This is a genomic window from Lentimicrobiaceae bacterium, from assembly GCA_023227965.1.
Taxonomy (GTDB): Bacteria; Bacteroidota; Bacteroidia; order Bacteroidales; family JALOCA01; genus JALOCA01.
This window is the reverse complement of the sequence record JALOCA010000007.1, coordinates 71,475-97,725: the sequence shown is the minus strand read 5'-3', so window position 1 is coordinate 97,725 and position 26,251 is coordinate 71,475. Positions and strand designations below refer to the sequence as shown.

The following is a 26,251-nucleotide window of genomic DNA, read 5'->3' as shown; positions in this document are numbered from 1 at the left end:
TTTTATAATTGTTCTTTCGGCAATGTAAATTTAAAACTGCTTCCTTCTCCGGGCTTGCTTTCTGCCCAAATCCAGCCGCTATTTTTTTCTATAAATTCTTTGCACAAAATTAAACCTAATCCTGTTCCCTGTTCACGGGCGGTACCTTCTTTAGAAAATTTTTCTTCTATACTGAACAGTTTTTTCAATTCAAATTCTTTCATTCCAATGCCATCATCAGAAATGGTAATTTCAAGGTATTTTTCAAATTCACGAATGGAAATCCTGATTTTACCTCCTGTAAAGGTGAATTTTATTGCGTTGGATAGCAGGTTACGAATAACAGTGGTAATCATTTGTTCATCGGCAAATGCCATACAATCGGAATTGCATTCGGAAATGATAGTAATGGTTTTTTTTTCTGCACTGCTTTTTAAAAATTCGATGGTTTCAGTGATTATAGCACAAATGTTAATATTTTCGGGTTTAATTATCAATTTACCAGTCTGACTTCGTGACCATTGCAACAGGTTGTCGAGGATTTTCAATGTAATTTCGGCAGCTTCGAAAATATTCCGGATAAAATCTTTTTTGTCAGTTTCGGAATAGGAATCATACCCATCATTTAACAAATCGGAAAAACCAAGGATAGCATTAAAAGGGGTTTTGATGTCGTGGGCAATTATAGAAAGAAATGTGTCCTTGGAAGCATTTGCTTCTTTGAGTTTTACTTCCGAATTTTTTAGGGTTACTTCTACGTTTTTTCTATCAGTGATATCTTCAAACGTACCCAAAACATTTTGCACTTCTCCCTGATCTGATAAAAGAGGGGTAAAAATATAACGCATATACATTCTTTTGCCCCAAGAACTAAAATAAAGGCATTCGTTGGTAACGACTTTGGCTTCATTTATGCATTCCCTGAAACTGTCAACAAGTCCTGCATCTATAGCCTGCTGAAGGGTAAGAAGGTTTTGATTTAGGGTAACTTCTTCATTTTCGGAAGCTAAAATTGAGAGTAGAGCCTGGTTAACTTCAAGTACCTGACCATCTATAGCATAATAAGCAATGCCCCAAGGTGAGTATTTCACCAGGTTAAAATATTTTTGTTCGCCAGTTTTTAGTGTTTGTAGCAGTTTTTTGTATTCTTGATTTGCTTGCTGCAATTTTTCCTCGGCTTCTTCTTTTTCCGTTATCTTTTTTTGGAGTTCCTGTGTGCGTTCTTCTATTCTGTTTTCCAACGTATCGTTGAGTGTTTGTAAATTGTTTTTTGCATTCCTATTAATTAAATAAATGATAATTAGAAATATGGTTGATAAAACAATTACTAAAATAATTATTGACCAGAAAATCACATGCCCTTTTACTTCGTCGGAATTTGTAGGGACTATTCCCATAGTAAAACCGATGAAAGGGGAAATTAAAAAAGACAACAATACAAATGGTATTACATAATGCCTTTGTAAAGCAGTTGTTCTTTTTTCACAAACAGACATAATCAACAAATTATCCAAATCTGCTACAAATGTATTGAGAAAGATTCTGGTTAACAAATGTTTTTTTAAATGGTATTTTTAAAAATCCAAAAACTTTTCATCGTCCAGATTTTTTTTAAAAATCTGGTTTAATTGATGTTTCGTAAAGAGGAGTTTATTTTTCTGATCGCATACAATCTTCTAATTTTTTTACCGATTCAGCCCAATTATACTGTTTTTTAACATATTGCATACCATTATTGGCGATTGTATCAGCAAAATGAGAATCGTTTAGAAGTTTTAAAATATGATTGGCAAATCCGCTGGCAGAGTCCGCTACAAGAATTTCCTTCCCGGGTAAGGCTTTCAGTGCCTGATTGGCAAGAAGGGAGGTGATACAAGGTAGAAGCATTGCCATAGCTTCGAGCAATTTATTCTGTAAGCCTGTACCCAAACGCATGGGAGCAATAAATATTTGTGAACGTGCATAATAATATCGCATATCCGGAACCCAACCCGTAACTGTAATGTATTGATTCTGCATTGCTTTTATTTTTTCACCGGGATTAATTCCGGCAAGAACCAGGGTTGCTTCGGGTTTTTCCTGATGAACAATCGGCAAAATTTCGAGAGCAAGAAATTGAGCTGCATCGGCATTCGGAGGATATCCCATGTTTCCTGTAAACAAAATTTGAAACTCCTTTTCAGTTTTTTGTGGCTCAAAATATGTGTAATCAACCCCATTGGGAATTATCAGAATGTCGTCTTTTTTTTCATGAGGAATCAGGTCGCGGTCGGGTTGCGAAATAATTGTGGTATGATCAAAATGGTCAAAAACTTCTTTTTCGTATCGTAATAGTCTTTTGTATTCGCACCTGAAAACAGGTTGCATCCACCAGGGAGCAACCGTCATGCGTCTTTCAACGCCTTTGGAAAATACATCCTGGTAATCGAGGGTTTTGGGATAAGGAAGCAGTTTAACATATTCGGTGGTGCGGATAAGCTGGCAATAAATATGATCTGGGTTAATATTCCTGATAAGGTGTTGTATCTTTCGTTTAACATGTGAGTTAAAGAAATAACCTGCCTGGAAAGGAATTGTGCAGAATAATGCACGTATCAAATTAAAAAAAATGGCAATTTTTGGCAGGCGGAATATATGCAACGAAACACAATAAGGTTTTAATGCATCGGCGGCTTTGGTTTCTGGTTTCCGGTCACTTAAAGCAATAAGGTGTATTTCATTATTTTCAGACAAGTATTTGATTTGATAAAATGCACGCAGCTTGTCGCCTTTTTCAATGGGATAGGGTACCCTCGATACAAGAACAACGAGTTTCATTTCCACTTTTTTTGCAAACCTACGGGTAATTTTTAATTGAGCAAACCTGAAATGGATTTTAGGTTGCGTTTTCCCGGAGTTTTGTGGTTGTTACGATTGAATTACCTGATCGTAAAAATGGGTCAGTTTGCGGATTATCAGTTGGTTATTATGTTCTTTTTCGATAAGCTTACGGGCATTACTGCCTATTTTGCAACAGAGCTCCTTATTTTCAAGGCATTTTTTCAAAGCAGCAATAAAATCAATAGGATTGTCTGCGATAATTACATTTTCGTTATCTGTACAATTAATACCTTCAGCACCAATGCGGGTTGTAATTATGGTTTTTCCTAAAGCCATGCCTTCAATAATTTTTATCCGGATTCCGCTGCCCGAAAACAAAGGTACAACCATAATAGCTTTTGATCGCATAAATGCCGAAGCATCTTCCACTTCTCCTAAGATTTCCACATTGGGGTATTTCTTTTTTTGTATCCAGTCGGGCATTTCTCTACCGGCAATGTAAAATGTTAAATCCGGGAACAGTATATTTATTTTGCCCCAAATATTTTCGAGAAACCATTTTATTCCTTCGTTGTTAGGAATCCAGTTCATCGCACCAATATGAAAAACGGAAGGAAACTCAGTGGCGGAGTTGTCTTCCTGGTAATTATCGAAATTAATGCCAAATGAAATATCAGTTACGGGTGCTATGGTACCACAGTTACGGAAATAAATGGCATCTTTACGGGTGATTGCCGCAATCCCGTCGAATTTATGGAGGGCATTGAGTTCGTATTTTTTCAGGGTACGTGCCAGGTGCCACAGATAGCGACGTTTTACGGGTTGTTTGCACGAAAGGGCAACCCGCTCCCAAATCAGGTGCTCGATATTATGGGCACGAAGGATTATTTTCGCATTGGAATATTTGCGAATAGTTTCAATATAAGGACTTATGTAAAGGGTCTCAAATTGAATGATGTCGAAATTGTCATTCTGCACTACTTCCGAAATTTTATTTTCCAGGGCTGCGGAAATAAATCGTTCAACATGGTAGGATCGGTTGGAAAACAAATTGGCAAGTGCTTTGCAGGGTTTAACAGAGAGGTCAACATCAACAAATTCTATCCGGGTTTTTTCACGGTAGTTGACAGGTATTTCATCAGGACTAACATGATATTTATTGGAATTTATTGCAATAACTTTTACCGAATGTCCCGCATCTAATAAACCGGTGATAATGGCGTTCATGGCAATCGGACCTCCTTCTTTGGGAGGAAAAGGTGATTTGTTACAAACTATTAGTATATTCATATATTATTGCAAATTAGTATATTTTCCTATTAATGTATTAAATTTATTAAAAAATTTCTTCCAAACATCTGCATCAAGCAAGGGTGAATCTGTGGTAGCTTTATATGTAAACCATATGCCTATGGGCAACAGTACTATCGAAGCCAGCCACATTCCTTCTGCCGAAGGCAAAGCACCGGCACGTACTGCTTTTTCGCCACTTATGGAAATAACATGGTACAAAACAAAGAAAATAACCGAAATTACCAAGGGTAACCCCAATCCTCCTTTACGAATAATGGCTCCGAAAGGCGCTCCGATAAAAAACAAGATTAAACAGGCTATTGACAAGGTAAATTTCCGGTGCCATTCAATTTCGTGTCTGCGAATAGTATAATATTTGCTTTCGCTTAAGTTCTTTTGAAATTCAAGATTTGCCCTTTTGTTTCGGGCATCAGAAAGTGCATAATCCAAAATATGCTGGCGACTTGTTTTGTCGAAATTACTGATAAAATTGCTTTGCAATGCTTTGGCTGTATCTGGCAGTACAGGAATGCTCGAATCGAGGTATGATAAATAATTGTATCCTTTGAAAAACGATGCAGACATATCTGCCTGCAAACCGCCGAGTTCCTTTTTGATAGAATCAGCCGAAGTGGAAAGCTGTTTGAGATTAAGCATTTCGAAATTATTTTTAAATAATTCCTGGTTAGTTCTATTAAGCTGAAACTGCGACAAATCAAACTTAATATGCTCTTCTTCAAATTTTGTACGCTGAAAAGGATGAACGTTCATATTTCTTCTTCCCGAAGTTTCATCAAAATTATACCCGTGGTATAAAACAAAATTTAAAAACCGCTGATCCTTGCTCATATTCATCCGCCCAGAATCTGCCATGGTAAAGTTGGTATTGCCCATACCGCTGGTATGGTCATAAATCATAACATTACGTATAGTTACACCATCTTTTTCTTTTTTCTGTACTCGGATTACGTAACCGTCAATGCCATTATAGTATTCGCCATCCTTTAAATTAAAAGCAAGTTTTTTTTGCTGCACATCGTATAAAATACTTCGAAATTGCAAATTTGCCAGGGGTAGCACGTTATTCGAAAAGTAAAAGGCTCCGATACTAATTAATACCGACAAAATAATCAGGGGGCGCATCACTTTTCGCAGCGAAATACCCGCAGCTTTTATAGCTACCAGCTCATATCTTTCGCCAAGATTACCAAAGGTCATCAGCGAAGAAAGCAATATTGCCAGGGGTAATGCCAGGGGGACGAAGGTTGCTGATGCATAAAACAACAATTGCAGGATAATGTACCAGTCGAGCCCCTTCCCGACGAGATCATCAACATATTTCCACAAAAACTGCATCAGCAAAACAAACAGCGATATGAAAAAAGTCATGATAAGCGGACCGGCATAAGATCGAAGTATTAAAAAATATATCTTTTTCAAATCGTGTTGTTTATACTATTTATAATAAACAATTGTACCGAGGCAAAGTTAAGATAAAAACGTAAATCACAGAAAAGTATTGCCAAATCAAAAAAAAGCATTTTTCATCTTAAAAATATACCTTAAGTTTGTTGACGTTTTTAATCCCTGAATATGAAAATTATCGAGGTACACTCAAAAAAGGAAATAAAAGATTTTCACCAGGTTGCCAGAGATATTTATGCAAACGATCCGGTATGGGTATGCCCGCCTGATAAAATGGTGGAAGACATTTTTACCCCTTCGGTAAATGTTTTTTTCCGCAACGGAGAAGCTATACGATGGATACTTACCGATGATAATGGAAAAGCGTTAGGACGTGTCGCCGCTTTCATCAATAAAAATAAAGCCTACAAATTTGATCTGCCTACCGGTGGTATGGGCTTTTTTGAATGTATCAACGATCGGGAGACTGCATTCATGCTTTTTGATACCTGCAAAAACTGGCTGGCGGATAGAGGGATAAAAGCAATGGACGGACCGATTAATTTTGGCGAAAATGACAACTTCTGGGGATTGCTGGTAGAAGGATTTACCCATCCCAGCTTTGGAATGCCTTATAACCACCCTTATTATAAGGAGTTGTTTGAATCTTATGGGTTTAATTTTTATTTCGAACAGGTTTCGAACCATCTGGATTTAACCAAGCCTTTCCCTGAAAGATTCTGGAAAATTGCCGACTGGGTAAGGCAAAAACCGGTCTTCAGTTTTGAACACTTTCACCTCAGCCAGTCCGAAAAATATATAGCCGATCTGAAGCATGTGTATGATACCGCATGGGTCTTTCACGAAAATTTTACACCCATTCAAACTGACGACCTGTATCGTTCTTTAAATAATGCCAAAGCCATTATTGATGAAGAAATGATATGGTTTGCTTATTCCGAAGGCGAACCTATTGCCTTCCTGATTATGTTTCCCGATGTTAATCAAATTTTTAAACATCTGAACGGGAAGTTACATCTTTTCAATAAACTAAAATTTCTGTGGTTAAAAAAACGACATACCATAACCCGGGCTCGAATTACCATCATGGGGGTTGTACCCAAGTTTCAAAAATCAGGTATCGAATCGGCAATTTTTTGGCATTTGGATAAAATAATGCAAAAAAGACCTTGGTACACCGAAATAGAATTATCGTGGGTGGGAGACTTCAACCCTAAAATGAGGGCTCTGCACGAATCGGTTGGTGCAGTTTTTGCCAAACGGCATTATACTTATCGAAAAATATTTGAAGACGGCATTGATTTTCACCGCTCCACCATTATTCCTGTTGATACAAAAGAAAAGGCATTAAAAGAGGAATAAACAGATTTGGTCGGTCAAAGATACTTTTTTATAGATTTTATAAAACTTAAAAGAAAATTTTGTACATTTGAAAATTGAAAAATTTGCTCAATAAATAACCAATAAAATTCATTGTCCATGAAAAAAATTCTACTAATTATTTGTGCTGTTTTGATAGGTATGACTGGATTTGCTCAGCAAAAAGCCATGATTTCCCATTCATTAAAAAATTATGCTGTAAAAATACAGCCAGCAATTAAAGAAACTGAAAACTTAAATTCTGCCACCCTGCTGCCTTCTGTTAAAAAGGATTTACCCCCCGAAGAAGTAGCAATAGGGATTACTTATTACGACCTGCAAAGCAATAGTTCGTCCGAGAACCGGATTTATAAATATGCAGATGGCACCATAGGAGCCACTTGGACAATGGGAATGACGACTCCCAATTTTGCCGACAGGGGTACAGGTTACAACTATTTTGACGGGACAACTTGGGGACCTGAGCCCACTGCCCGTATTGAATTGCAACGTACCGGATGGCCCAGCTATACCAAATGGGGTACAAACGGTGAAATTGTTGCTGCCCACCATGATACCCAAGGACTGGTAATTAGCAAACGTGAACAAAAAGGTACAGATACCTGGTCAGGATCTATTTTTGCCGGACCTACTGGCGCGGTTGATATTTCGTGGCCCAGAATAGTAACAGCAGGAACCGATAACAAAACTCTTCACATTCTTGCTTCTACCTACTCAGCTTATCAAGGTCTCGATCTTGCCCTTCTCTATTCCCGTTCGCAGGACGGCGGAACTACCTGGGACATCCAACATCAGATTATTCCGGGGATGAGCTCAACAGAATATTATGGTTTTGAAGGAGATACTTATACATGGGCAGAACCCAGAAATAATATTCTTGCTTTTATTGTTGGTTGTAAACAAACGGATATGTTTATTATGAAATCTACCGATGGCGGTACTACCTGGACAAAAACCGTTATTTGGGAACACCCTATTCCTTTTTGGAACGGAACGGCTGCTACTGCTGACACCTTTTACTGCCCCGACGGAACCCATTCTATAGTAATTGACAACAACGGAACAATACATGTTGCCTTTGGTATCAACCGTGCACATGCCGATGATGCCGGCTCTTACTGGTTTCCCGGAGTTGGCGGAATAGGCTACTGGAAAGAAGGCGACGCTACTTGGACGGGTGGCAACCAGTGGGAAGCCCTTGATCCGGATTTACTGGATGCAGAGGGAAAACTGATTGGCTATGCAATAGATGTTAACGGCAACGGAACATGGGATATCCTCGAAGATATTGCCAGTTATTACATTGGTTCCTCCAGTTTCCCCCAACTTGTGGTAGACGACCAGAACCGCCTCATACTTACATACAGCAGCATAACCGAAACTTTCGACAATGGAACGCAAAATTACCGGCGTCTGTGGTGCCGTGGCTCCAACGATAATGGTAATACCTGGAGTGATAATATTTACGACCTTAATAGCGACATTGTACATTTGTATGATGAATGCGTATTCCCTTCGGTAGCTACCAATTCCGATGATTATTTTTACTTAGTGTATCAGGCGGATGAAGAACCCGGATTAGCCGTGCGCGGAGATGAAGACCCTTACACCGAAAACAAAATATATTTTATGAAAGTGCTAAAGGATGATATTGTTTCTGCTTTTATCCCCCCAATGCCCACCAATTTGCAGTTTACGCAAAATTACAACAATATTACTTTAACATGGACTGCACCGGCTACCGATGCATTGTTAGGTTACGATGTGTATCGTAATGGTACTAAAATAAATACAACTCTGGTTACACCTACTACATACGAAGACTCTGACCTTGGTTACGGCATTTATTCCTATTGCGTGAAAGCAGTTTATGAAGGTGGCTCTTCCGAATGTAGCAATACGGTTCAGGCTACTGTACTCATAAAACCCACCAACTTGAATGCCGTTGCTGAGATTTTAAATGTAAATCTTACATGGGATGCTCCTTCAAGAGCACTATTGGGATATAACATTTACCGTGGTGGAGCCTCAACCCCTGTTAATGCTTCTCCCGTTCTGTTTACAAACTATACTGATGTAGTTCCTGCTATCGGAACCTATATTTATACTGTAAAAGCTCTCTATACAGAAGGCGAATCAGATGCTTCTGATCCTGCTACCGCTTTAGTAACCAGTATAAACGAACCTACCTCACAGGGAATAAAAATTTATCCCAACCCTGTAGGCAAACAAATGCATGTAAAATCAAATATCGAAATGAACCGTATCGTTCTTCTGAACCTTGTAGGACAAGTGGTTTATGATGGAACTATAAAATCTAACACTTTCAATATGAACACATTCGATCTATTAAGTGGGGTATATATGTTGAAAGTTTATACTAATAAAGGAGTTACTACTTCAAGGGTAATCGTTGAATAATGCTCTTTCATAAAAACGGGAAATAGCTTTCTATTGAAAGATTTCCCGTTTTTTTTGTTTTAAAATTTTGTACCATCGTTTTTTTTTATAATTTTGTTTTCCCAAATTGAATTTTTAAAATCCTAATTGTTAAATCTAAACCCTCAGAATCATGAGAAAATTATTACTCATTTGCTTAGCATTAAGTATTGGATCACTGGGATTTGCACAATTACATCGTGCACCCGTGTCCAAGCAATGGAAAAACTATGCAGTGAAAAAGGTAAAAGCTGTTGATGAAACCAGCAACCTTAATGCTGCTGTTAAACCTGCTCACAAATCCGCTACAGCCGTTTCGGAAGAAGAAGTAGGTACTTCTATTTATGACCTGCCAACAAACGGCAGTACCCAAAATCGCCTTTACAGATTTGATGATGGCACTATTGGTGCTACCTGGACGATTGGCTTTACACCTACAGCTTATAATGACCGTGGTACAGGTTATAATTATTTTGACGGAACCGCATGGGGTCCTGCTCCTACAGCCCGTATTGAAACGGTAAAAACTGGTTGGCCCAGCTATGCTGCTTGGGGTGCAAACGGAGAATGTGCTGTTACTCACAAAGGAGGAACATCTCCTTTAGTATTCGAAACCCGTCCTACAAAAGGAAGCGGAGCGTGGACATTCTTTGATGTTGCCGCACCTACAGGAGCTACTGGTTACCTTTGGCCTCGTATGGTTACAGGCGGAACTGACAACAATACTATTCACCTTCTTGCCCTGACAGCTCCTACCGGAAATAGTGGCGTTGTTTACCAGGGACTTGACGGTGCTCTTCTCTATTCACGTTCGACTGACGGTGGAAATACCTGGGACATTGATGATGCAATGCTTACCGGCCTTACTTCAGCCGAATATTTTGGTTTCTCAGGCGATACTTACACTTGGGCTGAACCAAAAGGAAACACCATTGCTTTTGTAATGGGAGAAAATAGTTACGACCTTATCCTTATGAAATCAACAGATAACGGAACTACCTGGACTAAAACCGTTATTTGGGAACATCCTATTCCTTTCTGGAACGGAACAGCAGCTACTGCCGATACTTTCTACTGCCCCGACGGTTCTCATTCCATCGTAATTGATGACAACGGAACTTGCCATATTGCTTTCGGTGTCAACCGTGCACATGCCGATGATGCAGGTTCGTACTGGTTCCCCGGAGTTGGTGGCGTTGGTTACTGGAAAGAAGGTGATGCTACCTGGACTGGTGGAAATCAGTGGGAAGCATTAGATCCTGATGCTCTTGATGCTCAAGGTAAATTAATTGGTTATGCTCTCGACCTTAACGGAAACGGAACCTGGGACGTACTTACCGACGGATTCCCTAAATATTATCTCGGTTCTTCAAGTATGCCCCAACTGGTACTTAACGACGACGGACGTATAATACTAACCTATACCATGGTAATGGAAGGATACGATAATGGTGCGCAAAACTACCGCCACATCTGGTGCCGTGGTACAAATGATGATGGCGCAAACTGGGGCGATTTTATAGATGTAACCGGCGATATCATTCACTTGTATGATGAATGTGTTTTCCCATATGTAGCAAAGAACAATGATGGTGTTAACTTTACCATGCTGTGGCAAGCCGACGATGAACCTGGTCTGTCTGTTCGTGGTGATGAAGACCCCCCCACTACAAACCGTTTAGTTTTCACTTCTGTTCCTTTTGATGATATTATTCTTCCTCCACCTCCACCACAATTTCTTCCTCCGACAAATTTGCAATACACGCAGAACTACAACACCATTAACTTAACATGGGGAGTTCCTACAACTGGTACACCTCAGGGATATGATGTTTATTGTAACGGAGTAAAAATTAATACAGCCCTCATCACAACGCTTTCATACCAAAATGTTGATTTAGGATATGGCGTATATTCATACTGTGCTAAAGCAGTTTATGAAGGTGGCACTTCCGAATGCAGCAATACGGTTCAGGCTACTGTACTCATAAAACCCACCAACTTGAATGCCATTGCTGAGATTTTTAATGTAAATCTTACATGGGATGCTCCTTTAAGAGCACTATTGGGATATAACATTTACCGTGATGGAGCCTCAACCCCTGTTAATGCTTCTCCCGTTCTGTTTACAAACTATACTGATGTAGTTCCCTCTATCGGAACCTATATTTATACTGTAAAAGCTCTCTATACAGAAGGTGAATCAGATGCTTCTGATCCTGCTACCGCTGTGGTAACCAGTATAAATGATCTTGCTTCACAAGGTATTAAAATATTCCCCAATCCTGTTAACGGACAACTTAACGTTCGCTCGAACAGCGATATGAGCCGTATTGTAATTGTGAACCATGTTGGTCAGGTTGTTTATGATGGAAATGTAAACAACACTATCTTCAGCCTGAATACCTCCAACCTGCAAAGCGGAGTGTACATGCTGAGAATTTACACTGCAAAAGGTATCGCAATTTCGAAAATGATTATTGAATAATTAAAGTACGACATTGCTTAAAAAGTCCTTCATTATTGAAGGACTTTTTTTATTTTTGTATATCGAAAAACGACAATGCTTTATAACGAAATAAGATACCTGATTGCTAAAGACATTCAGTTAGAACTTCGGCAGAAATATGCTCTGAATGGTATCGTTTTGTATGTTGTTTCGTCAGTGTTTATCACTTATCTTTCTTTTGGGGATATCATAAATTCCACAACCTGGAATGCATTGTTCTGGATAATTTTTTTATTCTCTGCAATAAATGCCATATCAAAAAGTTTTATTCAGGAAAACCTGGCACGGCAATTATATTATTATACTCTGGCAAGCCCTGTAGGGGTTATACTTTCTAAAATAATCTACAATATTGTACTCACGATTTTACTTGCTTTGCTGAATTATGCAATTTACAGTATTTGGATGGGTGACAATGCCATTAATCACGGACTTTTTATTTGTAATCTTCTTTTGGGAGCAACGGGTATTGCTTCCGTGCTAACCATGGTTGCTGCCATAGCCTGGCGCTCGCATAATAACTTTACACTGATGGCTATTCTGAGTTTTCCGCTGGTATTGCCATTGTTGCTTTCGCTAATCCGGGTTTCGGCAAAGGCTGTGGTGGGTGATGGGTTTGCAACTTCTGTTAATATATTGTTTATGATTATATTGTTAAATTTTATTGCCATAGCACTTGCTGTATTGTTGTTTCCTTATCTTTGGAAGGATTAATTCATATCATGAAATTTTTTTTAATTAATTACGGGTGGAAATTACTGGGAATCACGCTTATATTGTATGCAGTTATTTTCGGACTTTTGATTCAGGTACCTGATTTGCCTGTAATCCACCAGAGTCTGCGCAGTTTGTTTTATCATGTAGCTATGTGGTTTACAATGTTTTTTTTGTTTTTAATATCATTTGTATTCAGCATATGTTATCTTTCCGGTTTCCGGCTGAAGGAAGATATTCTGGCTTTGGAAGCCGCAAAAACGGCTGTTTTTTTTGGAATATTGGGGATAATAACGGGAATGATATGGGCTAAATATACCTGGGGTACCTGGTGGGTAAACGATCCAAAACTCAACGGGGCAGCGGTAAGCCTTATTGCATATTTTGCATACCTGGTTTTGCGGAGTTCAATAGATGATATAGAGAAAAAAGCAAAAATATCAGCAGTTTATAATATTTTTGCATTTGTTCTACTACTTATTTTCATAGGAGTGTTGCCCCGTTTAGCCCAGGATTCACTGCATCCGGGTAACAAAGGAAGTACGCTTACGGTAACAGAACTCGACAATACAATTCGCTGGGTTTTTTATCCTTCCGTATTGGGATGGATATTAGTGGGAACATGGCTTCTGCAACTCAGGGTGCGCATACATAATCTTTCAAAAAAATAAAAAAAATGGACAATTCAAAAATAGGAGTCGTAATAGCTGTAATAGTTGTAATTGTTGCAGGATTGGCTGCCTTTTTGTTTAGGCTCGATTATAGAATTAGAAAAATAGAAAAAAAAAGGAATACAGACTGAAAATCACATAAGTTGCAAATTTAAATACGGATGAAAACCTTACATATTGTACTTATTATCTGTATCGTGGTTGCTGTAGGCATTATTATTAGCACTGTAACAAATACGGGTACCTATTCCGATTTTGCAACAGCAAAAAATAATCCGGGGAAAGAACTTCATATCATTGGCAAATTAGATAAAAAAGCAAAAATTGAATACAATGCCCGTAAAAATGCTAATTCATTTACATTTACCATGATAGATAATAAAGGCGAAAAATGCGTGGTGGTTTACAACGACAACAAACCCCAGGATTTCGAAAAATCAGAGCAGGTGGTTATCATTGGCACTATGGTGCAGGATACTTTTGTAGCACGCAGTCTTTTATTAAAATGCCCCTCAAAATATAAAAACGACTCTCTCCCCGAAACGTTTGTGGAAAAAGAATTCATTAGAAAATAATCATTTAGTACTCGAATTCAATGTTTATATCGTCAATAAACAGATTAAGCTTCTTATTATTCCAAACGTAAATTTTTACTAAATCTTCGGGTTTCAAGGTAGGAGGCAGTTTGAAACTGGATTTGAACTCAGTCCATTCTTTCTCATTTTTAACTACATCCTTAAAGGAATTTGCAAGCCACAGCACTGATTTTCCATTATTGTTGATATCTAACACGATGGAAGCATCTGGGCTGGGTTGAGTGCTGTTTACCCACAATGAAACATTGATTTTTTTAGGAATTTTACTGCTGATACCCCCGATGGTTTTCTGAAATGTGGTGCTGTACTCAGCCACGCTATCGAGTTTGCATGCAAATTCTCCGGAATGTGCCATAGTTTTTACTACACTACTGGTATTTGCCCAACAATCAACGCATTCAAGGTCTTGTCCCACGGAAATAACATTAGCCTTGTTCCCTTTTTTTTCGCCACCGCACGATATAAGAAGTGCAGAAATGATAGAAATAAAAATGAATTTTTTCATCGGTTTAAAATTTTTGCAAAGATATTAAAACTTCCATAAAAAATGCTGTAATTTTTTGCCTAATTTTGTTTTTTCCTTACAACGAAAAATGGCTTACAGAAACTTGTTACATTTTATTGAATGTCTTGAAAAAAACGGCGAATTATCCCGAATTACTGAACCGGTATCTCCACATCTTGAAATAGCGGAAATTACCGACCGTATCACCAAATCGCAAGGCAAGGCGTTACTTTTTGAAAATACGGGAAAAGAATTTCCATTGTTGATAAATGCATTTGGGAGCGAAAAAAGAATGTGCTTGGCGCTGGGTATATCAAGTTTTGATATTATAAACCAAAGAATTGACGATATTTTTACCAAGCTCACTGCTACAAGAAACACGATTTTTGACAAGCTGAAAATTATTCCCCTGTTGCAGCAATTTTCGCAATGGATGCCCAAAATGCATAAAGGTAGAGGCGCCTGCCAGGAAGTGGTGATGGAAACTCCTGATCTTAACCGGCTACCTGTGCTAACATGCTGGAAACACGACGGTGGTCCCTTTATCACGTTACCCGTGGTGCACACACTTGACCCTGAAAATGGTAGCAGGAATGTGGGAATGTACAGAATGCAGGTTTTTTCAGACAACACTACCGGTATGCATTGGCATTTGCATAAAAATTCTGCCATGCACTTCCATAAGTATAAAAAGTCAGGAAAAAGAATGCCGATTACGGTTACCTTGGGTGGGGATCCGATTTATACCTATGCAGCTACGGCACCCTTACCCGAAAGTATAGATGAATACCTTTTTGCCGGCTTTTTGCGGCAAAAGCCCATAGAAATGGTAAAAAGCCTTACCAATGATATTTACATTCCATCGGATGTTGACTTTGTGATTGAAGGATATGCTGATCCTTACGAGGAACTTGTTTTGGAAGGGCCTTTTGGCGACCACACGGGATTTTATTCTTTGCCCGATTTTTATCCCCGATTTCATGTTACTTGCATTACTCATCGAAAAAATGCAGTGTATCCTGCTACAATAGTGGGTATTCCTCCCCAGGAAGACGCATGGTTGGGAATGGCTACCGAGAAAATTTTCCTGAAACTCATCCAATATGCCATGCTTCCGGAAGTTGTAGATATGCATATGCCTTTCGAAGGAGTATTCCACAATCTCGTTCTGTTGAAAATCAGCAAAGCCTTTGCCGGCCATGCCCTAAAGGTGATGAATGCTCTGTGGGGCGCCGGACAGATGATGTTCAACAAAATTATGATAGTTGTTGATGAACAGGTAGATATTCATAACTATTTCCGGGTTTTGGAAACAGTAGCAAAAAATACTGACCCCCAGACTGACTTGTTTTTTTCGAAAGGTCCATCGGATGTACTCGACCATGCAAGCCGAAAATTTGCCCTGGGAGGAAAAATAGGAATAGATGCAACCCGAAAATTCGCGGGTGAAAACGGAGAAACATTAACTGAGAGCGAGGTGCCAATCAATATTAATGCCTTTTTGGAGTTTTTACCGCCACTGACAAAAATTAATACCGATTATGTTGCCGACGGGCATTTGCTTATTACTTCATTAAATAAAATCTATTCTAGCCAAATACATACTACTATTAATTTTTTGTATCAAAAAAATCTTCTTCAAGGAATCCGGTATTGGGTTTTGATTGATGAGGTATTGTTTAACAATGAAATATCTGATATAGTATGGCAGGTAGGCAATAATATTGATCCTTCGTTTGATTGTAAAATAATACATAATATTCTTGTTATAGATGGAACAAAAAAAACAAAAAGCAGTAACAATATGACCAGACCCTGGCCTAATATTATTGTTGCCGATAATGAAACAATACAAATGGTAGATAACAAATGGCAATCACTGGGCTTGGGCAAATTTATTCCTTCGCCTTCCCTAAGGTATATGCATCTTATTGTCGGCTATGGAGCCGTTGCCGAAGAAAATTAAATTAATTATTATGAACATTTTTAAAAAAACTGCATTTATTGGAATTTTTGTGTGTACTGTTGGTTTTGTTGGCGCACAGAACCCCCAGACTCTTCCCAGTCCAAAAAATATTATCCTGATGATAGGAGATGGAATGGGGTTTAACACTATAAAAGCAACACAGTATTTTGGAAGCCTTGAAATGTCTTTTTTTAACACATTTCCTGTTCAGCTTGCCGTAGCGCATTATCCTGCAAAAACAGGCGAATATGAAAAGGGTAATCCTTCATCTCTGTATTTTGCCACGGGATACAACACCATAGCTGCATGGAAAGATACCGCCTACCTTAAATCGAATTTTACCGAATCAGCAGCTTCTGCCACTGCATTGGCTACTGGTAAAAAAACTTATAATAATTCCATCGGTATTTCGGTAAATGGCGATACCCTTACCAACTTAGTCCAAATTGCAAAAAAATCAGGGAAATCTGCAGGAGTAGTTACTTCGGTACCTTTCAGCCATGCAACTCCTGCAGGCTTTGTAGCACACAATTCCACCCGCATTAACTATGCGGAAATTGCCTACGAAATGTTGTTGAAGAGCCAATGCGACGTGATTATGGGCTGCGGAAATCCTGCTTACGACAACAATGGCGAAAAACTCTTTTTCCGATGGGGAAACCCAAAAAATGTGGGCGATAGTGCCTTTTTTGCACAACTGCTTGCGGGAAGTGGTAAAAGTACCAGCTTCTTCATAAATGGAAATTTATATACCGTGGCTGACTGCAATGGAAATAAAACTCCTGATGCATGGACAGTGATAACCCAGAAAAAAGATTTCCAAAAATTGATGAAAGGGAAAACTCCTCAAAGAGTGTTAGGCTGTGCCGAAGTATATTCTACCCTGCAACAGGCAAGAAAATTCAGCCAGGGAGAAACCAAAGATTCCTCGCCTTATATTACACCCTTCAATTCCAATGTTCCTACTCTGTCTGAGATGGCTCTTGGAGCTTTGAATGTACTCGACAACAACAAAAAAGGTTTTTTTCTTATGGTGGAAGGCGGAGCCATTGACTGGGCTTTGCATGGCAATCAGAAAGGCAGGCTGATTGAAGAAACAGCAGGCTTTTTTGATGCAGTGCAATCAGTGATACAATGGGTTGACAAAAACAGCAGTTGGGATGAAACCCTTTTAATAGTTACTGCTGATCACGAAACAGGGTTGCTTTGGGGCGAAAAACCTTTTGCACCTTTAATTGATAACGGAAAAAAGCAGCTTCCGGGTATGACGTTTTATAGCAGCAACCATTCGAACAGCCTTGTGCCGTTTTTTGCAAAAGGCATTGGCAGTGATTGGTATCCGGTAATCTCCGACGAATATGATGCTATAAGAGGTCCTTATATGCAAAATTCCGAAATTCCGCAGTTGCTGTTTATGATGTGGGGAAAATAATGCTGTGCTACCTGTCGAAAAAAGGATTTTTTGATGTGGCACTCAGGGGAATTCCCAAAACCATTTTAATTTCATCGCCCAGCAGGTTCAGCTCGAGGGCAGCTATGCCAATGGTGTACATTATCCTGTTGTCGGTTCGGTTATCGGCAGCTATTCCCACTGCTGAACTAAGGGCAATACCCAAATCCAGCGGATTAAAAACACAGGGAGAAGCCGGATGCAGATCGCGTTCAGCACAATTGGCAAAACCACATAAACCGCAATCGAGCCCGACACTTTTGTACATACAACCAATGAGTACAACTATCGGTGCAGCAAGGATATTTTCCGCATTTCGCAAAAAAGGCTGTTGATGACGACCTTCTCCTATTTCTTTCATCTTCTCCGAAAGCATTTTTATTTCGTGAAGTTCGGCTATGGCTATTTTAATATGGTTTCTGCCTCTCCCTTTGGGAGCAGTGCGGGCTGCAACTACCATTTTGTGTGCTATTTGCCGTAGAGCATTATTCAGTATATCTTCTTCTTTTATCATGATAATTCATGCTTAATTATTGTTAGCATAAATTTTTTTACAAAAATTATAAAAATTCGGCTGCAATACGTCAAACCGAAAAAAAAAACTTGTAGGTTTGAATGAGCAAAAATAATGTCAAATTTAATACTTAACACCATGCCATTAATTATCACAGGACAAAACCTGACTATAGAAGATGTTGAATTAGTTGCCCGTAGGGGCGAAAAAGTGGAATTACATCCTGAAGCCATCCGGCGGATTAACGCATGCAGAACCATGCTTGAGAAAAAGATAGAAGCCGGCGAAATCATGTACGGCATCAATACCGGTATCGGCGAATTTTCGGAAATGGTGCTCAACGACGAGCAGGTTAAAGAATTTCAAAAATACCTTGTTTACAACCATGCTGCAGGTATTGGCGATCCGGCACCCATAGAATACGTGAGGGCTGCCATGCTGGGCAGAATCAATGTTCATGCACACGGTAACTCCGGCTGCAGGTTGGAAATAACACAAACTTTTGTTGAAATGTTGAACAAGGGCGTAACTCCTTTCGTATGCCAGAAAGGTTCAGTGGGAGCTTGCGGCGATTTGGCACCTATGTCACAGATTGCCTTGCTGCTGATGGGCGAAGGAAAAGCCTATTACCAGGGAGAACTACTCCACGGAAAAGAAGCCATGGAAAGAGCCGGAATTTCTATTCCCGGATTGGAAGCAAGAGACGGGCTGGCAGCCATTAATGGTTCTAATTTCCTCACGGCAATGAGCGCTTTGTTTTTATACGATGCCGACCGTTTTCTGAAACAGGCAGAAATCGCCTGTGCAATGACGCTCGAAGCTTTAAAAGCCAATCTGGGCCCTTACAATACAAAAATTCATGAAGTAAGAGGATTCCCGGGGGCAATACGGAGTGCAAAAGCTATCCGAGCCGTAACTGCCGGAGGAGACCTGTCTGAAAAACGCCTGAAGGTGAAAGTACAGGATGCCTACTCCATGCGTTCAACACCACAGGTAATCGGTGCAGCACACGATGCTTTAAAATATGCCCGTTCACAGGTAGAAATTGAACTAAATGGTGTAGGCGACAATCCTATTTTCTTTGCCGAGGAAAATCTGCAACTGTCGGGAGCCAATTTTCAGGGTAGCCCGGTTTCTTTGCCGATGGACATGATGGGTGCTGCCATAACTATGGTTTGTGTGCTTTCCGAAAGAAGGATGAACAGGCTGAACAATCCAGCTCTGAGTGTGGGACTACCTCCTTTCCTTACGCATAATCCCGGGCTTTTTTCAGGGTTAATGCTCAGTCAGTACACAGCCGACATGCAAATAGTGGAACAGAGAATTTTATCAATGCCTGCTTCTATCCAATCCATTCCTGCTGCCGCCGACCAGGAAGATTTTGTTTCGATGGGGATGAATACTGCCATCAAAAATTTCCAGATTCTCGACAATGCCTATGGAATCCTTGGCATAGAGTTTATGGCAGCAGCACAGGCGCTTGATTTACGCCAAAAATATGAAACTCTCTACAAGTGGGGTTACGGAACGGCTAAGGCTTACGAAATAATCAGAAAACATGTGGATTATCTCGAAATCGACCGTCCGTTGTACAATGATCACACCAAAATGAAAGCGTTGGTTAAATCTTGCGAAATTGTCCAGGAGGTTGAAAAAGTTACAGGAAACCTCTCGTAAAAAATAACAGAGGATCAATAATCATAAAAAACATGCCTGAATTCAACGACATGTTTTTTTCGTTTTTAGACAATGGAGTTTATTATTCTTTCAGAAATTTAGCGGTAAATGTTCCGTTTTCTCCTGTAATTTGTACACAATAAACACCTTGCGGTAAACTGCTTACATCTGCTTCCAATTTGGAGAAAAAAAGTTGTTTTTGCATTACAAGCCTGCCTGTTGCATCGAAAACAGAAAGTGTTTTTTCATTTCCCTGAAAACCATTTTTAACCCAGATCCGTCATTTGAATTCTAACAATTTGAAGCATCATACACTTAATCAATGAAATAAATCATAAATTTTCTAATGACCGTCATTAGAAAATTCTTAATATAAATATTTGACAAACAGTTTGATGCACGCTCTAATGACGGATTTGGGTTAAAGATTGCAGAGATATCAATAATTATTTCAAAATAAAACACCCTGAACCGAACTACATAGTTGAGATAACTTCATTACAAGGATGTGAAAGCTTGATGCACGGCATGGGTTGGTTTATCACTCTTTGCCGACTACATATCCTTAACTTCATAAAAATTTTATCTATCTTGTACAATTTCCAAAACTATTTTGTAATTTGCGCAGGTTTAAAACTTAAAGAATATGAAAAATCTCTACTGTGTCCTTACCTGGGTTGTTGCCATTATTGGCATACTGATGCTACTGGCAGGCGGTATCGTGTATTTTGTACCCGACTTTTTAGGAATACACTATTGGTATAGTGTATATTATGCAAGTCAACCCCTTTTCATTTTAGCAATTTTGCTTTTGCTGGCAAGCCGTAAGGAATGTAAGAAGGAATAAAAAAACCTTCTTTACAAATTTTGTTTTTCCGTAAAGAAGGTAAAAAATGAATTTAACAAAACACTAAAGCACCTGCACCTGTAAATTGAAACCCAGGTGTAAAAGCATGTTGATCTGTGTTACCGGAAGCGGTGGAGTGATATTGCCATATACCCTTACAGTAAAACTATTGTTGTTGAGATATGGTAAAACACTTACATTATCAATTACAAAGGTAATAATCTGCCCTGCGGAATTGATAGCAGCAGTATGGGCTATGGTTAGTTCCTGCTGACCGGGAATTTGAATGCTTACCCGCGCGGAACTGATCCAATTGAGTGTAACGCCTGTAGGCGAGACAATCCTTATGGAAATCGTATCTACTTCGGCTTCGCTGAGAGTTGCCAGGTTGCTGACGTTGTGGGCTTCCAAAATACTGTCAATATCGGCATTGATATTTTGTGTAAAAAGTAAATGTTCGGTTTTAACCGCTGCAAGGAAGTTCAGCGAATCGAGCACAAAAGGCATATCAGCCGGTTTGTAGCTGATGTTTGTTTTTAATGGATTGGAAGTATCATCGCACGAAACGAATGTAACCCCTGCAACAATAAAAGTTGCACCAAAAAGTAAGGAAAATAGAATTTTTTTCATGATTATAAATATTAGTTTGTAGTTTCTCTCTTAATCATTTAACAAAGATAGTCTTTTTTTGTTAAATAATTAGTGTTTCCTGTATTTTTTCCCCGTTTGCATTGAAGTTCTTTTAATTTTGCAAAAAATAATTCGCGATGGAACCAACATGTTTAACAAATGCAAACATGTATAAGTATAATATTCAGCATATGTATGGTTTTATCAAACTTTTAATAAACAAAATATATTCTGATGAAAAAAATATTTTTATATTTCCTGATGACAATCGTTTTTTCAGGATGTTTTAAAGATAACGACAACAAGGCTCCTTTGGCAGAAACCACTTCTTTTTTTGAGATTTCTTACAGCGATCTTACAGGCTTGGGAAGTGCCAGAGCATATTTTCAGAAAGATTATAATGTGGCTGTACCTAATGATATTAGCAAAATATTATTAAATGATGTGGAAATGCCTTTTATAAAACAGGTAAGCGAATATCAGAGCGTTTTTAACAATCTTATGGTTGACACCGCCAATTTTCGTGTAGTTACTAAAAAAGGTCAGGAGCTTACAGTACAGGCAATTTTAGTTCCCATCGGGCTTCATCCTTCCCTTCCTGATTCTATCAGTGCCAGTAATGATATTACGCTAAAATGGTATGGGGATATTGTTTACCCGGGTGAAACAATAACCGTGTATTTAAATAATACTGAAACACATTACACCGCTGATTTTTCTACCAGTACCTCATACACATCTTCGATAACTATCCGTAAAAAGGAATTATTGCCGCTTTCAAAAGGGACTTATGTCCTGTTTTTTTCACGGTATAACATTGGGGAAGTATCTGCCGGAATTGGGGTAAAAACATATAAGGTTTCTTATTACATAAGCCCTTCGAAAACAATTACCCTTTATTAGCAAGTTTTGGAATATTAAACGCTATTTAACTGCTCTTATAAGACTTAGGGTTATTTTTCCGTTAAATTGAACAGATGTTTTCAGCGATGTGGTGTCCATCCAGATTGTATCTACAGTTATATTTCCAAGTGTTCCGTTGAGTAAAACATTTTCTGCTACTTTATTATTAACCAAGTTTTTTTGGATCAGTAATTTTGCCTGGTTAATGTTTTCTGCCAATGGGAACGAGATTTTATCCTGAATAAGGTTGGCAAGGGTACCGTGTGCCAGCCAGTCGGCGGTTTTCAACAGGGAATTTTTAGTTTTTATTTCATAATCAAGCTCTTTGACTTTAAGAGCCTGTGTACTTGGGTCAAAATAGGGTATGCCTTCAAAATACAGATTTCCCTTTATACTTCCCGATACCTGGGTTTCTATCATCAACTTACCATTCCTTCCATAAATATGCAACTGATTGATTATTATGCTTTTTTTACCTGAGTTAAAAGTTTTTCCTTTCAGATAAACATTTGCAAAACTATCGGCTACGGTATATGGAATGTCCGCAACAAGGGTAATTGCAAAGCCTTCTTGGGGTTTTTTAATAATGGTAAGTGGCGGAAGCGGAACAAGTTCCTGATTATAGGGTTGTCTACTTATAAAGCATTCAGTAATAGCTTTTACACATATATTATGTCTGATTTTTCCGTTTTTTCCGCTTATTTGCATCGAAGCTACCTCTTTTGGGGTAATTCTAAGCCAGGTTTTATATTCATCGGATATTTTGATGGGGCGGTGTATGGCATCCCAGGCTTGCTGGGCATATTTTTTTACATTAAGATTGTTGGAAATGGCGTCGTCAATTTCTTTATTTATCGTATTCTGGTTGGTTTTCAAAATGAGATCAGCAACGTATTTTATATTCAAATCCACAGGACCTAATTTTAATACCGGGGCACTCAGCCATTCATAACCATCAGAAACAGTTACTGTTTTTATTGTCCAATCTTTGTTGACTTCAATTTTCGTTTTAAATTTCAAGGCAATAGCTGCTTCAATTTCTTTGTAATTCGACAGTTCTATCCCGAATTTTTCCACTTTAAACCCTGCCTTTAGCCAAAGTTTCAGAGGAATACGATACGAAATTTCATTGTTTTCGAGTGCGAGTTTGAAATTTTCTTTTTTCCATGCTTTTACCATAAGATTGTCACCTCCATTGTTTTCGAGGCTGTTATCTTCGTATAATAAACCTTGTAACTGATTGTTGAGCAATATTTCAATATCTTTTATATCCATTTCCAATGGAATGTTGATAACCGAAACCGGAGGGGTATAAAAAACTTCCTGGTAAGATGCGGCGGGTTTTTCCGATTGTATTTCGGCAGTTTTACATCCTGTTATTACAGAAAGCGCCAGAAATGGAATGAGGTAAACGAGAGATGATTTTTTCATGATTTTCTGAATAGAATTGCAGGACAAAAATAAAAAAAAACCGCTTCGTGATGAGTGCAGGAAGCGGCTTAAATTTTTTTTAAAATTTACCGAATATAGATTATTTTTTGTGAGCTTGTGCCAAATTTAGTAGTAAATTTCAGGAAATAAACACCTTGATTCAATGGCTGATTGTTTTCGTTCAAAGCGTTCCAGATTAAATTGTGAATTCCTGCCGAAAACAATTTGTCGCAAACGGTAACTACTTTTTGTCCTGAGAAATTGAAAATGCTGAGTTGTACAGAAGAGCTTTCAGGCAAATCAAAGCGGATGTTTACTGAATTACTGAAAGGATTAGGAAAAGTTTGAAATTCGGGAACAAAGTTTGAAAATTTTTCAACCCCACTCAGAAGTTGATCGTTAATTTTCAAAATAACTTTATGTTCATAATCTGGAGTATTAATAATAATAGAATCATATACATACGAATAATTATCATCCGAACCGGGTTTGAGGAATAAATTCAGTTGAAGTGAATCGCCGGCAGTCAAAACATAAGGGAGGGTAATAGTCCAGGGGTCAAAATACCAGTGATGGTACTGTTCAATATTGATATACTGGATAGTAACATTTGTGCTGTTGTAATTTTTTATTGATATAATCTTTGGACCGAAATCAGTTTCGTAAACAACAGTATCTGGAGTTACCTGGATGTCGGGAAGTAATGTTACGGTAAAATGTACCGGGGCTTGAATTTCGGGGTTAATGGTATCGTTTGTGTTTACAGTAAGTGAACTTTCATACACTCCTGGTGAAAGTGATGTTGCGTTGAAGTTTAGTGAAACTATCGTTTGTGCACCCGAAGAAACAGTACCGGAAGGGTCTGAAATTTCGAGCCAGGTATCTGTTTCTGGCTTTGTTATCAGGTATGCCAAATCACATTCGCCTGTATTGCTTATGCTTAAACTTGACTGGGTAATTTCACCCGTGGTACCTGTTATTTCTATTTGTGCTGGCTGAATATTTGCCTGTGGGTTTCCACCCGGGAGAACCGTGAAAACAAATGGGTCGGGTCTGCCAATGAAAGGCAAATTGGCACTTCTTCCGCTTTGGTCTGTGGCATGGATGTAATATTGAACTACTCCGCCCGAACAGTCAACAGGGATATTTGTAATGTAAGAATTGTTTAATCCTTCTGTCATCAGAACAAATTGCCAGTTTCCATCGCCAATTTTATAATATACCCGTAACGAATCGGCAAATAATTGTGCATGGCTGTAAGCTTTTATAGAAACTGATATTTGAAACTGTTCCTGATAAACCTGTGTTCCGGAAAGCGGAATGTGGTTAATATAAAGCAATCCTCTGTCAGCCAGCCCTATTACACGACAGTGCAGGGCATCGGTATTGTACCAGCTACCGGTAAATCCAAGAATTTCATAACCCGGCATAGCCTGCTGGTACGCGGCAATGGCTTCATCGTCCCATTGGTTTTCGCCTATAGGTACAAAAACTTTATTGTTAAGTATAAGCGAATTAGTATAGGGTGTGGTAAGCGAATTACCAGGACTGTATACACGATACACTTGGAAAGGAGTTCCGTAAGGACTTTGATGGCTGGCAAACCAGTTGGCAATGTATTCGTAATCTTCGTATCGGGGATCACTTTCAGGCACCTGTCCTATAAGGACTTTATTGGGTGCTAAATATTTTCCCCAGCAGTCAATATGTTTAATATAATCAGCTAAAGGATCCGGCAAGAGCGCATAATCGTAAACTCCGAGGTAGTCAAGAGCCTTTTGATTTATTTGCGCTTGTGTCTGACCGGTATTTTCTTCTAAAATAAGATCTGTAGAAGCAGCTATTCCACCTCCGGTGGTCATGTAATTTCCACCGGTATGGATAATATTCATTCCAAACCAGGGGAGATTTAGCGAATCGGCTACTTTTTTCGGGATTTCATCGTCGTTAGGACGTGGACGGTTATACGGAAAATCAATGATTCCAATGGAGTCGGCACCAAAAGTAACAAACCATGGGCCATAATCGCGGGTCCACCAGCTATCAACGTTGGAATAAATAAATTTACAATGGTTTATATTTACCCCATTTGCAGTATATTGCGATAAAACCTGGTTTTGCTGGCTTTGCCCGCTTACAATCGTATAAAGGGTGGCATCTTCTGCCAGTTCTTTAATCACGTTGTAGGATATCCCGAAAGAAGCATCATAGGCAATCAGTGCACCTTCCATTTTTTCAAATTCGGCAATGTTGCGTACAATACCTCCTGGAGGATCCGTTTCAACAAATGACCGCTGGTAATTGTTGCGATTCAGATATTCTTCTGCATTCAGCCAATGTCCTTTTTTTATCAATTCAGGATCAACTTGTTGTGCATTAATAAATAAACCGTTAATACAAATTAAAATTAATAAAAAATATTTATGTGTTAATTTTAGCATTATATATTATATTAAAATGAATATTATTATTATTTTGTATATTTCCTTCGCTTAATTGCCA

At 38.7% G+C, this 26,251-nt stretch carries 21 protein-coding genes; 12 read left to right on the top strand and 9 right to left on the bottom strand.

The features are described 5' to 3' along the window. Positions 1 to 2: 2 nt before the first annotated feature. On the bottom strand, positions 3 to 1,220 hold the full coding sequence (locus M0R21_04030; GenBank protein MCK9616985.1) for a PAS domain-containing sensor histidine kinase: 1,218 nt from the start codon (positions 1,218 to 1,220) through the stop codon (positions 3 to 5). Between the two features lie 52 nt (positions 1,221 to 1,272). Between M0R21_04030 and M0R21_04025 the strand changes: the two genes are divergently transcribed. After that, positions 1,273 to 1,434 carry a hypothetical protein gene (locus M0R21_04025; GenBank protein MCK9616984.1) on the top strand — a complete coding sequence of 54 codons (162 nt, stop codon included), beginning with the start codon at positions 1,273 to 1,275 and terminating at the stop codon, positions 1,432 to 1,434. A 195-nt stretch (positions 1,435 to 1,629) separates the two neighbouring features. Here M0R21_04025 and M0R21_04020 read toward each other — a convergent pair whose 3' ends face one another. From M0R21_04020 to M0R21_04010, 3 genes are all read right to left on the bottom strand, one after another. Then, positions 1,630 to 2,796 carry a glycosyltransferase gene (locus M0R21_04020; protein MCK9616983.1) on the bottom strand — a complete coding sequence of 389 codons (1,167 nt, stop codon included), beginning with the start codon at positions 2,794 to 2,796 and terminating at the stop codon, positions 1,630 to 1,632. A gap of 90 nt (positions 2,797 to 2,886) precedes the next feature. Then, the gene (locus M0R21_04015) at positions 2,887 to 4,089 is read right to left on the bottom strand and encodes a glycosyltransferase family 4 protein (protein ID MCK9616982.1); all 1,203 of its coding nucleotides are present in this window, start codon (positions 4,087 to 4,089) and stop codon (positions 2,887 to 2,889) included. A gap of 3 nt (positions 4,090 to 4,092) precedes the next feature. Next, positions 4,093 to 5,532, bottom strand: a complete 1,440-nt coding sequence (locus tag M0R21_04010) for an LptF/LptG family permease (protein MCK9616981.1) — start codon at positions 5,530 to 5,532, stop codon at positions 4,093 to 4,095. A gap of 153 nt (positions 5,533 to 5,685) precedes the next feature. Here M0R21_04010 and M0R21_04005 point away from each other — a divergent pair, with 153 nt between their 5' ends. The 6 genes from M0R21_04005 (at position 5,686) to M0R21_03980 (ending at position 13,805) form a co-directional block, all read left to right on the top strand. Then, positions 5,686 to 6,879, top strand: a complete 1,194-nt coding sequence (locus M0R21_04005) for a hypothetical protein (protein MCK9616980.1) — start codon at positions 5,686 to 5,688, stop codon at positions 6,877 to 6,879. Between the two features lie 117 nt (positions 6,880 to 6,996). Further along, positions 6,997 to 9,318 carry a T9SS type A sorting domain-containing protein gene (locus M0R21_04000; GenBank protein MCK9616979.1) on the top strand — a complete coding sequence of 774 codons (2,322 nt, stop codon included), beginning with the start codon at positions 6,997 to 6,999 and terminating at the stop codon, positions 9,316 to 9,318. 151 nt (positions 9,319 to 9,469) lie between these two features. Beyond that, entirely contained in the window at positions 9,470 to 11,824 is a 2,355-nt protein-coding gene (locus M0R21_03995; protein ID MCK9616978.1) for a T9SS type A sorting domain-containing protein, read from the top strand. A 75-nt stretch (positions 11,825 to 11,899) separates the two neighbouring features. After that, a complete protein-coding gene (locus M0R21_03990; GenBank protein ID MCK9616977.1) occupies positions 11,900 to 12,559 on the top strand; it encodes a heme exporter protein CcmB in 660 nt (219 codons plus the stop codon). An 8-nt stretch (positions 12,560 to 12,567) separates the two neighbouring features. Beyond that, complete coding sequence (locus tag M0R21_03985; GenBank protein MCK9616976.1) at positions 12,568 to 13,230, top strand: cytochrome c biogenesis protein; 663 nt, start codon at positions 12,568 to 12,570, stop codon at positions 13,228 to 13,230. Positions 13,231 to 13,391: 161 nt separating this feature from the next. Next, positions 13,392 to 13,805, top strand: coding sequence for a cytochrome c maturation protein CcmE (locus M0R21_03980; protein MCK9616975.1), 414 nt, complete (start codon positions 13,392 to 13,394; stop codon positions 13,803 to 13,805). 4 nt (positions 13,806 to 13,809) lie between these two features. Here M0R21_03980 and M0R21_03975 read toward each other — a convergent pair whose 3' ends face one another. Then, positions 13,810 to 14,331 carry a hypothetical protein gene (locus M0R21_03975; protein ID MCK9616974.1) on the bottom strand — a complete coding sequence of 174 codons (522 nt, stop codon included), beginning with the start codon at positions 14,329 to 14,331 and terminating at the stop codon, positions 13,810 to 13,812. 88 nt (positions 14,332 to 14,419) lie between these two features. Here M0R21_03975 and M0R21_03970 point away from each other — a divergent pair, with 88 nt between their 5' ends. Further along, complete coding sequence (locus M0R21_03970) at positions 14,420 to 16,297, top strand: menaquinone biosynthesis decarboxylase (GenBank protein ID MCK9616973.1); 1,878 nt, start codon at positions 14,420 to 14,422, stop codon at positions 16,295 to 16,297. A gap of 10 nt (positions 16,298 to 16,307) precedes the next feature. Then, positions 16,308 to 17,729 (top strand): alkaline phosphatase, encoded by a 1,422-nt coding sequence (locus M0R21_03965; protein ID MCK9616972.1) that lies wholly within the window; start codon positions 16,308 to 16,310, stop codon positions 17,727 to 17,729. Positions 17,730 to 17,736: 7 nt separating this feature from the next. Here M0R21_03965 and M0R21_03960 read toward each other — a convergent pair whose 3' ends face one another. Then, the gene (locus tag M0R21_03960) at positions 17,737 to 18,261 is read right to left on the bottom strand and encodes a DUF2148 domain-containing protein (protein MCK9616971.1); all 525 of its coding nucleotides are present in this window, start codon (positions 18,259 to 18,261) and stop codon (positions 17,737 to 17,739) included. Between the two features lie 114 nt (positions 18,262 to 18,375). Between M0R21_03960 and M0R21_03955 the strand changes: the two genes are divergently transcribed. Beyond that, positions 18,376 to 19,938 carry an aromatic amino acid ammonia-lyase gene (locus M0R21_03955; GenBank protein MCK9616970.1) on the top strand — a complete coding sequence of 521 codons (1,563 nt, stop codon included), beginning with the start codon at positions 18,376 to 18,378 and terminating at the stop codon, positions 19,936 to 19,938. Between the two features lie 646 nt (positions 19,939 to 20,584). Next, the gene (locus M0R21_03950) at positions 20,585 to 20,785 is read left to right on the top strand and encodes a hypothetical protein (protein MCK9616969.1); all 201 of its coding nucleotides are present in this window, start codon (positions 20,585 to 20,587) and stop codon (positions 20,783 to 20,785) included. Between the two features lie 63 nt (positions 20,786 to 20,848). Here the strand turns inward: M0R21_03950 and M0R21_03945 are convergent, their stop codons facing one another. Beyond that, a complete protein-coding gene (locus M0R21_03945; GenBank protein ID MCK9616968.1) occupies positions 20,849 to 21,415 on the bottom strand; it encodes a hypothetical protein in 567 nt (188 codons plus the stop codon). A 234-nt stretch (positions 21,416 to 21,649) separates the two neighbouring features. Between M0R21_03945 and M0R21_03940 the strand changes: the two genes are divergently transcribed. Then, a complete protein-coding gene (locus M0R21_03940; protein ID MCK9616967.1) occupies positions 21,650 to 22,318 on the top strand; it encodes a hypothetical protein in 669 nt (222 codons plus the stop codon). A gap of 21 nt (positions 22,319 to 22,339) precedes the next feature. On the opposite strand, the gene M0R21_03935 is transcribed toward M0R21_03940, so the two are convergent. Together M0R21_03935 and M0R21_03930 are read right to left on the bottom strand one after the other, a co-directional pair. After that, positions 22,340 to 23,749, bottom strand: a complete 1,410-nt coding sequence (locus M0R21_03935) for a DUF4403 family protein (GenBank protein MCK9616966.1) — start codon at positions 23,747 to 23,749, stop codon at positions 22,340 to 22,342. An 86-nt stretch (positions 23,750 to 23,835) separates the two neighbouring features. Further along, positions 23,836 to 26,190: an agmatine deiminase family protein gene (locus M0R21_03930; protein ID MCK9616965.1), complete on the bottom strand. Its 2,355-nt coding sequence runs from the start codon at positions 26,188 to 26,190 to the stop codon at positions 23,836 to 23,838. Between the last annotated feature and the right edge of the window lie 61 nt (positions 26,191 to 26,251).

Bases quoted from the DNA above. Each gene is read 5' to 3' on its own strand.
- M0R21_04015 (MCK9616982.1), bottom strand. From the start codon at position 4,089: ATGAATATACTAATAGTTTGTAACAAATCACCTTTTCCTCCCAAAGAA.
- M0R21_03985 (MCK9616976.1), top strand. From the start codon at position 12,568: ATGAAATTTTTTTTAATTAATTACGGGTGGAAATTACTGGGAATCACG.
- M0R21_04005 (MCK9616980.1), top strand. From the start codon at position 5,686: ATGAAAATTATCGAGGTACACTCAAAAAAGGAAATAAAAGATTTTCAC.
- M0R21_03950 (MCK9616969.1), top strand. From the start codon at position 20,585: ATGAAAAATCTCTACTGTGTCCTTACCTGGGTTGTTGCCATTATTGGC.
- M0R21_03960 (MCK9616971.1), bottom strand. From the start codon at position 18,261: ATGATAAAAGAAGAAGATATACTGAATAATGCTCTACGGCAAATAGCA.
- M0R21_03975 (MCK9616974.1), bottom strand. From the start codon at position 14,331: ATGAAAAAATTCATTTTTATTTCTATCATTTCTGCACTTCTTATATCG.
- M0R21_04000 (MCK9616979.1), top strand. From the start codon at position 6,997: ATGAAAAAAATTCTACTAATTATTTGTGCTGTTTTGATAGGTATGACT.
- M0R21_03995 (MCK9616978.1), top strand. From the start codon at position 9,470: ATGAGAAAATTATTACTCATTTGCTTAGCATTAAGTATTGGATCACTG.
- M0R21_03935 (MCK9616966.1), bottom strand. From the start codon at position 23,749: ATGAAAAAATCATCTCTCGTTTACCTCATTCCATTTCTGGCGCTTTCT.
- M0R21_03955 (MCK9616970.1), top strand. From the start codon at position 18,376: ATGTCAAATTTAATACTTAACACCATGCCATTAATTATCACAGGACAA.
- M0R21_03930 (MCK9616965.1), bottom strand. From the start codon at position 26,190: ATGCTAAAATTAACACATAAATATTTTTTATTAATTTTAATTTGTATT.
- M0R21_03940 (MCK9616967.1), top strand. From the start codon at position 21,650: ATGAAAAAAATATTTTTATATTTCCTGATGACAATCGTTTTTTCAGGA.
- M0R21_04020 (MCK9616983.1), bottom strand. From the start codon at position 2,796: ATGAAACTCGTTGTTCTTGTATCGAGGGTACCCTATCCCATTGAAAAA.
- M0R21_03965 (MCK9616972.1), top strand. From the start codon at position 16,308: ATGAACATTTTTAAAAAAACTGCATTTATTGGAATTTTTGTGTGTACT.
- M0R21_03945 (MCK9616968.1), bottom strand. From the start codon at position 21,415: ATGAAAAAAATTCTATTTTCCTTACTTTTTGGTGCAACTTTTATTGTT.
- M0R21_03970 (MCK9616973.1), top strand. From the start codon at position 14,420: ATGGCTTACAGAAACTTGTTACATTTTATTGAATGTCTTGAAAAAAAC.
- M0R21_03990 (MCK9616977.1), top strand. From the start codon at position 11,900: ATGCTTTATAACGAAATAAGATACCTGATTGCTAAAGACATTCAGTTA.
- M0R21_03980 (MCK9616975.1), top strand. From the start codon at position 13,392: ATGAAAACCTTACATATTGTACTTATTATCTGTATCGTGGTTGCTGTA.
- M0R21_04025 (MCK9616984.1), top strand. From the start codon at position 1,273: ATGATAATTAGAAATATGGTTGATAAAACAATTACTAAAATAATTATT.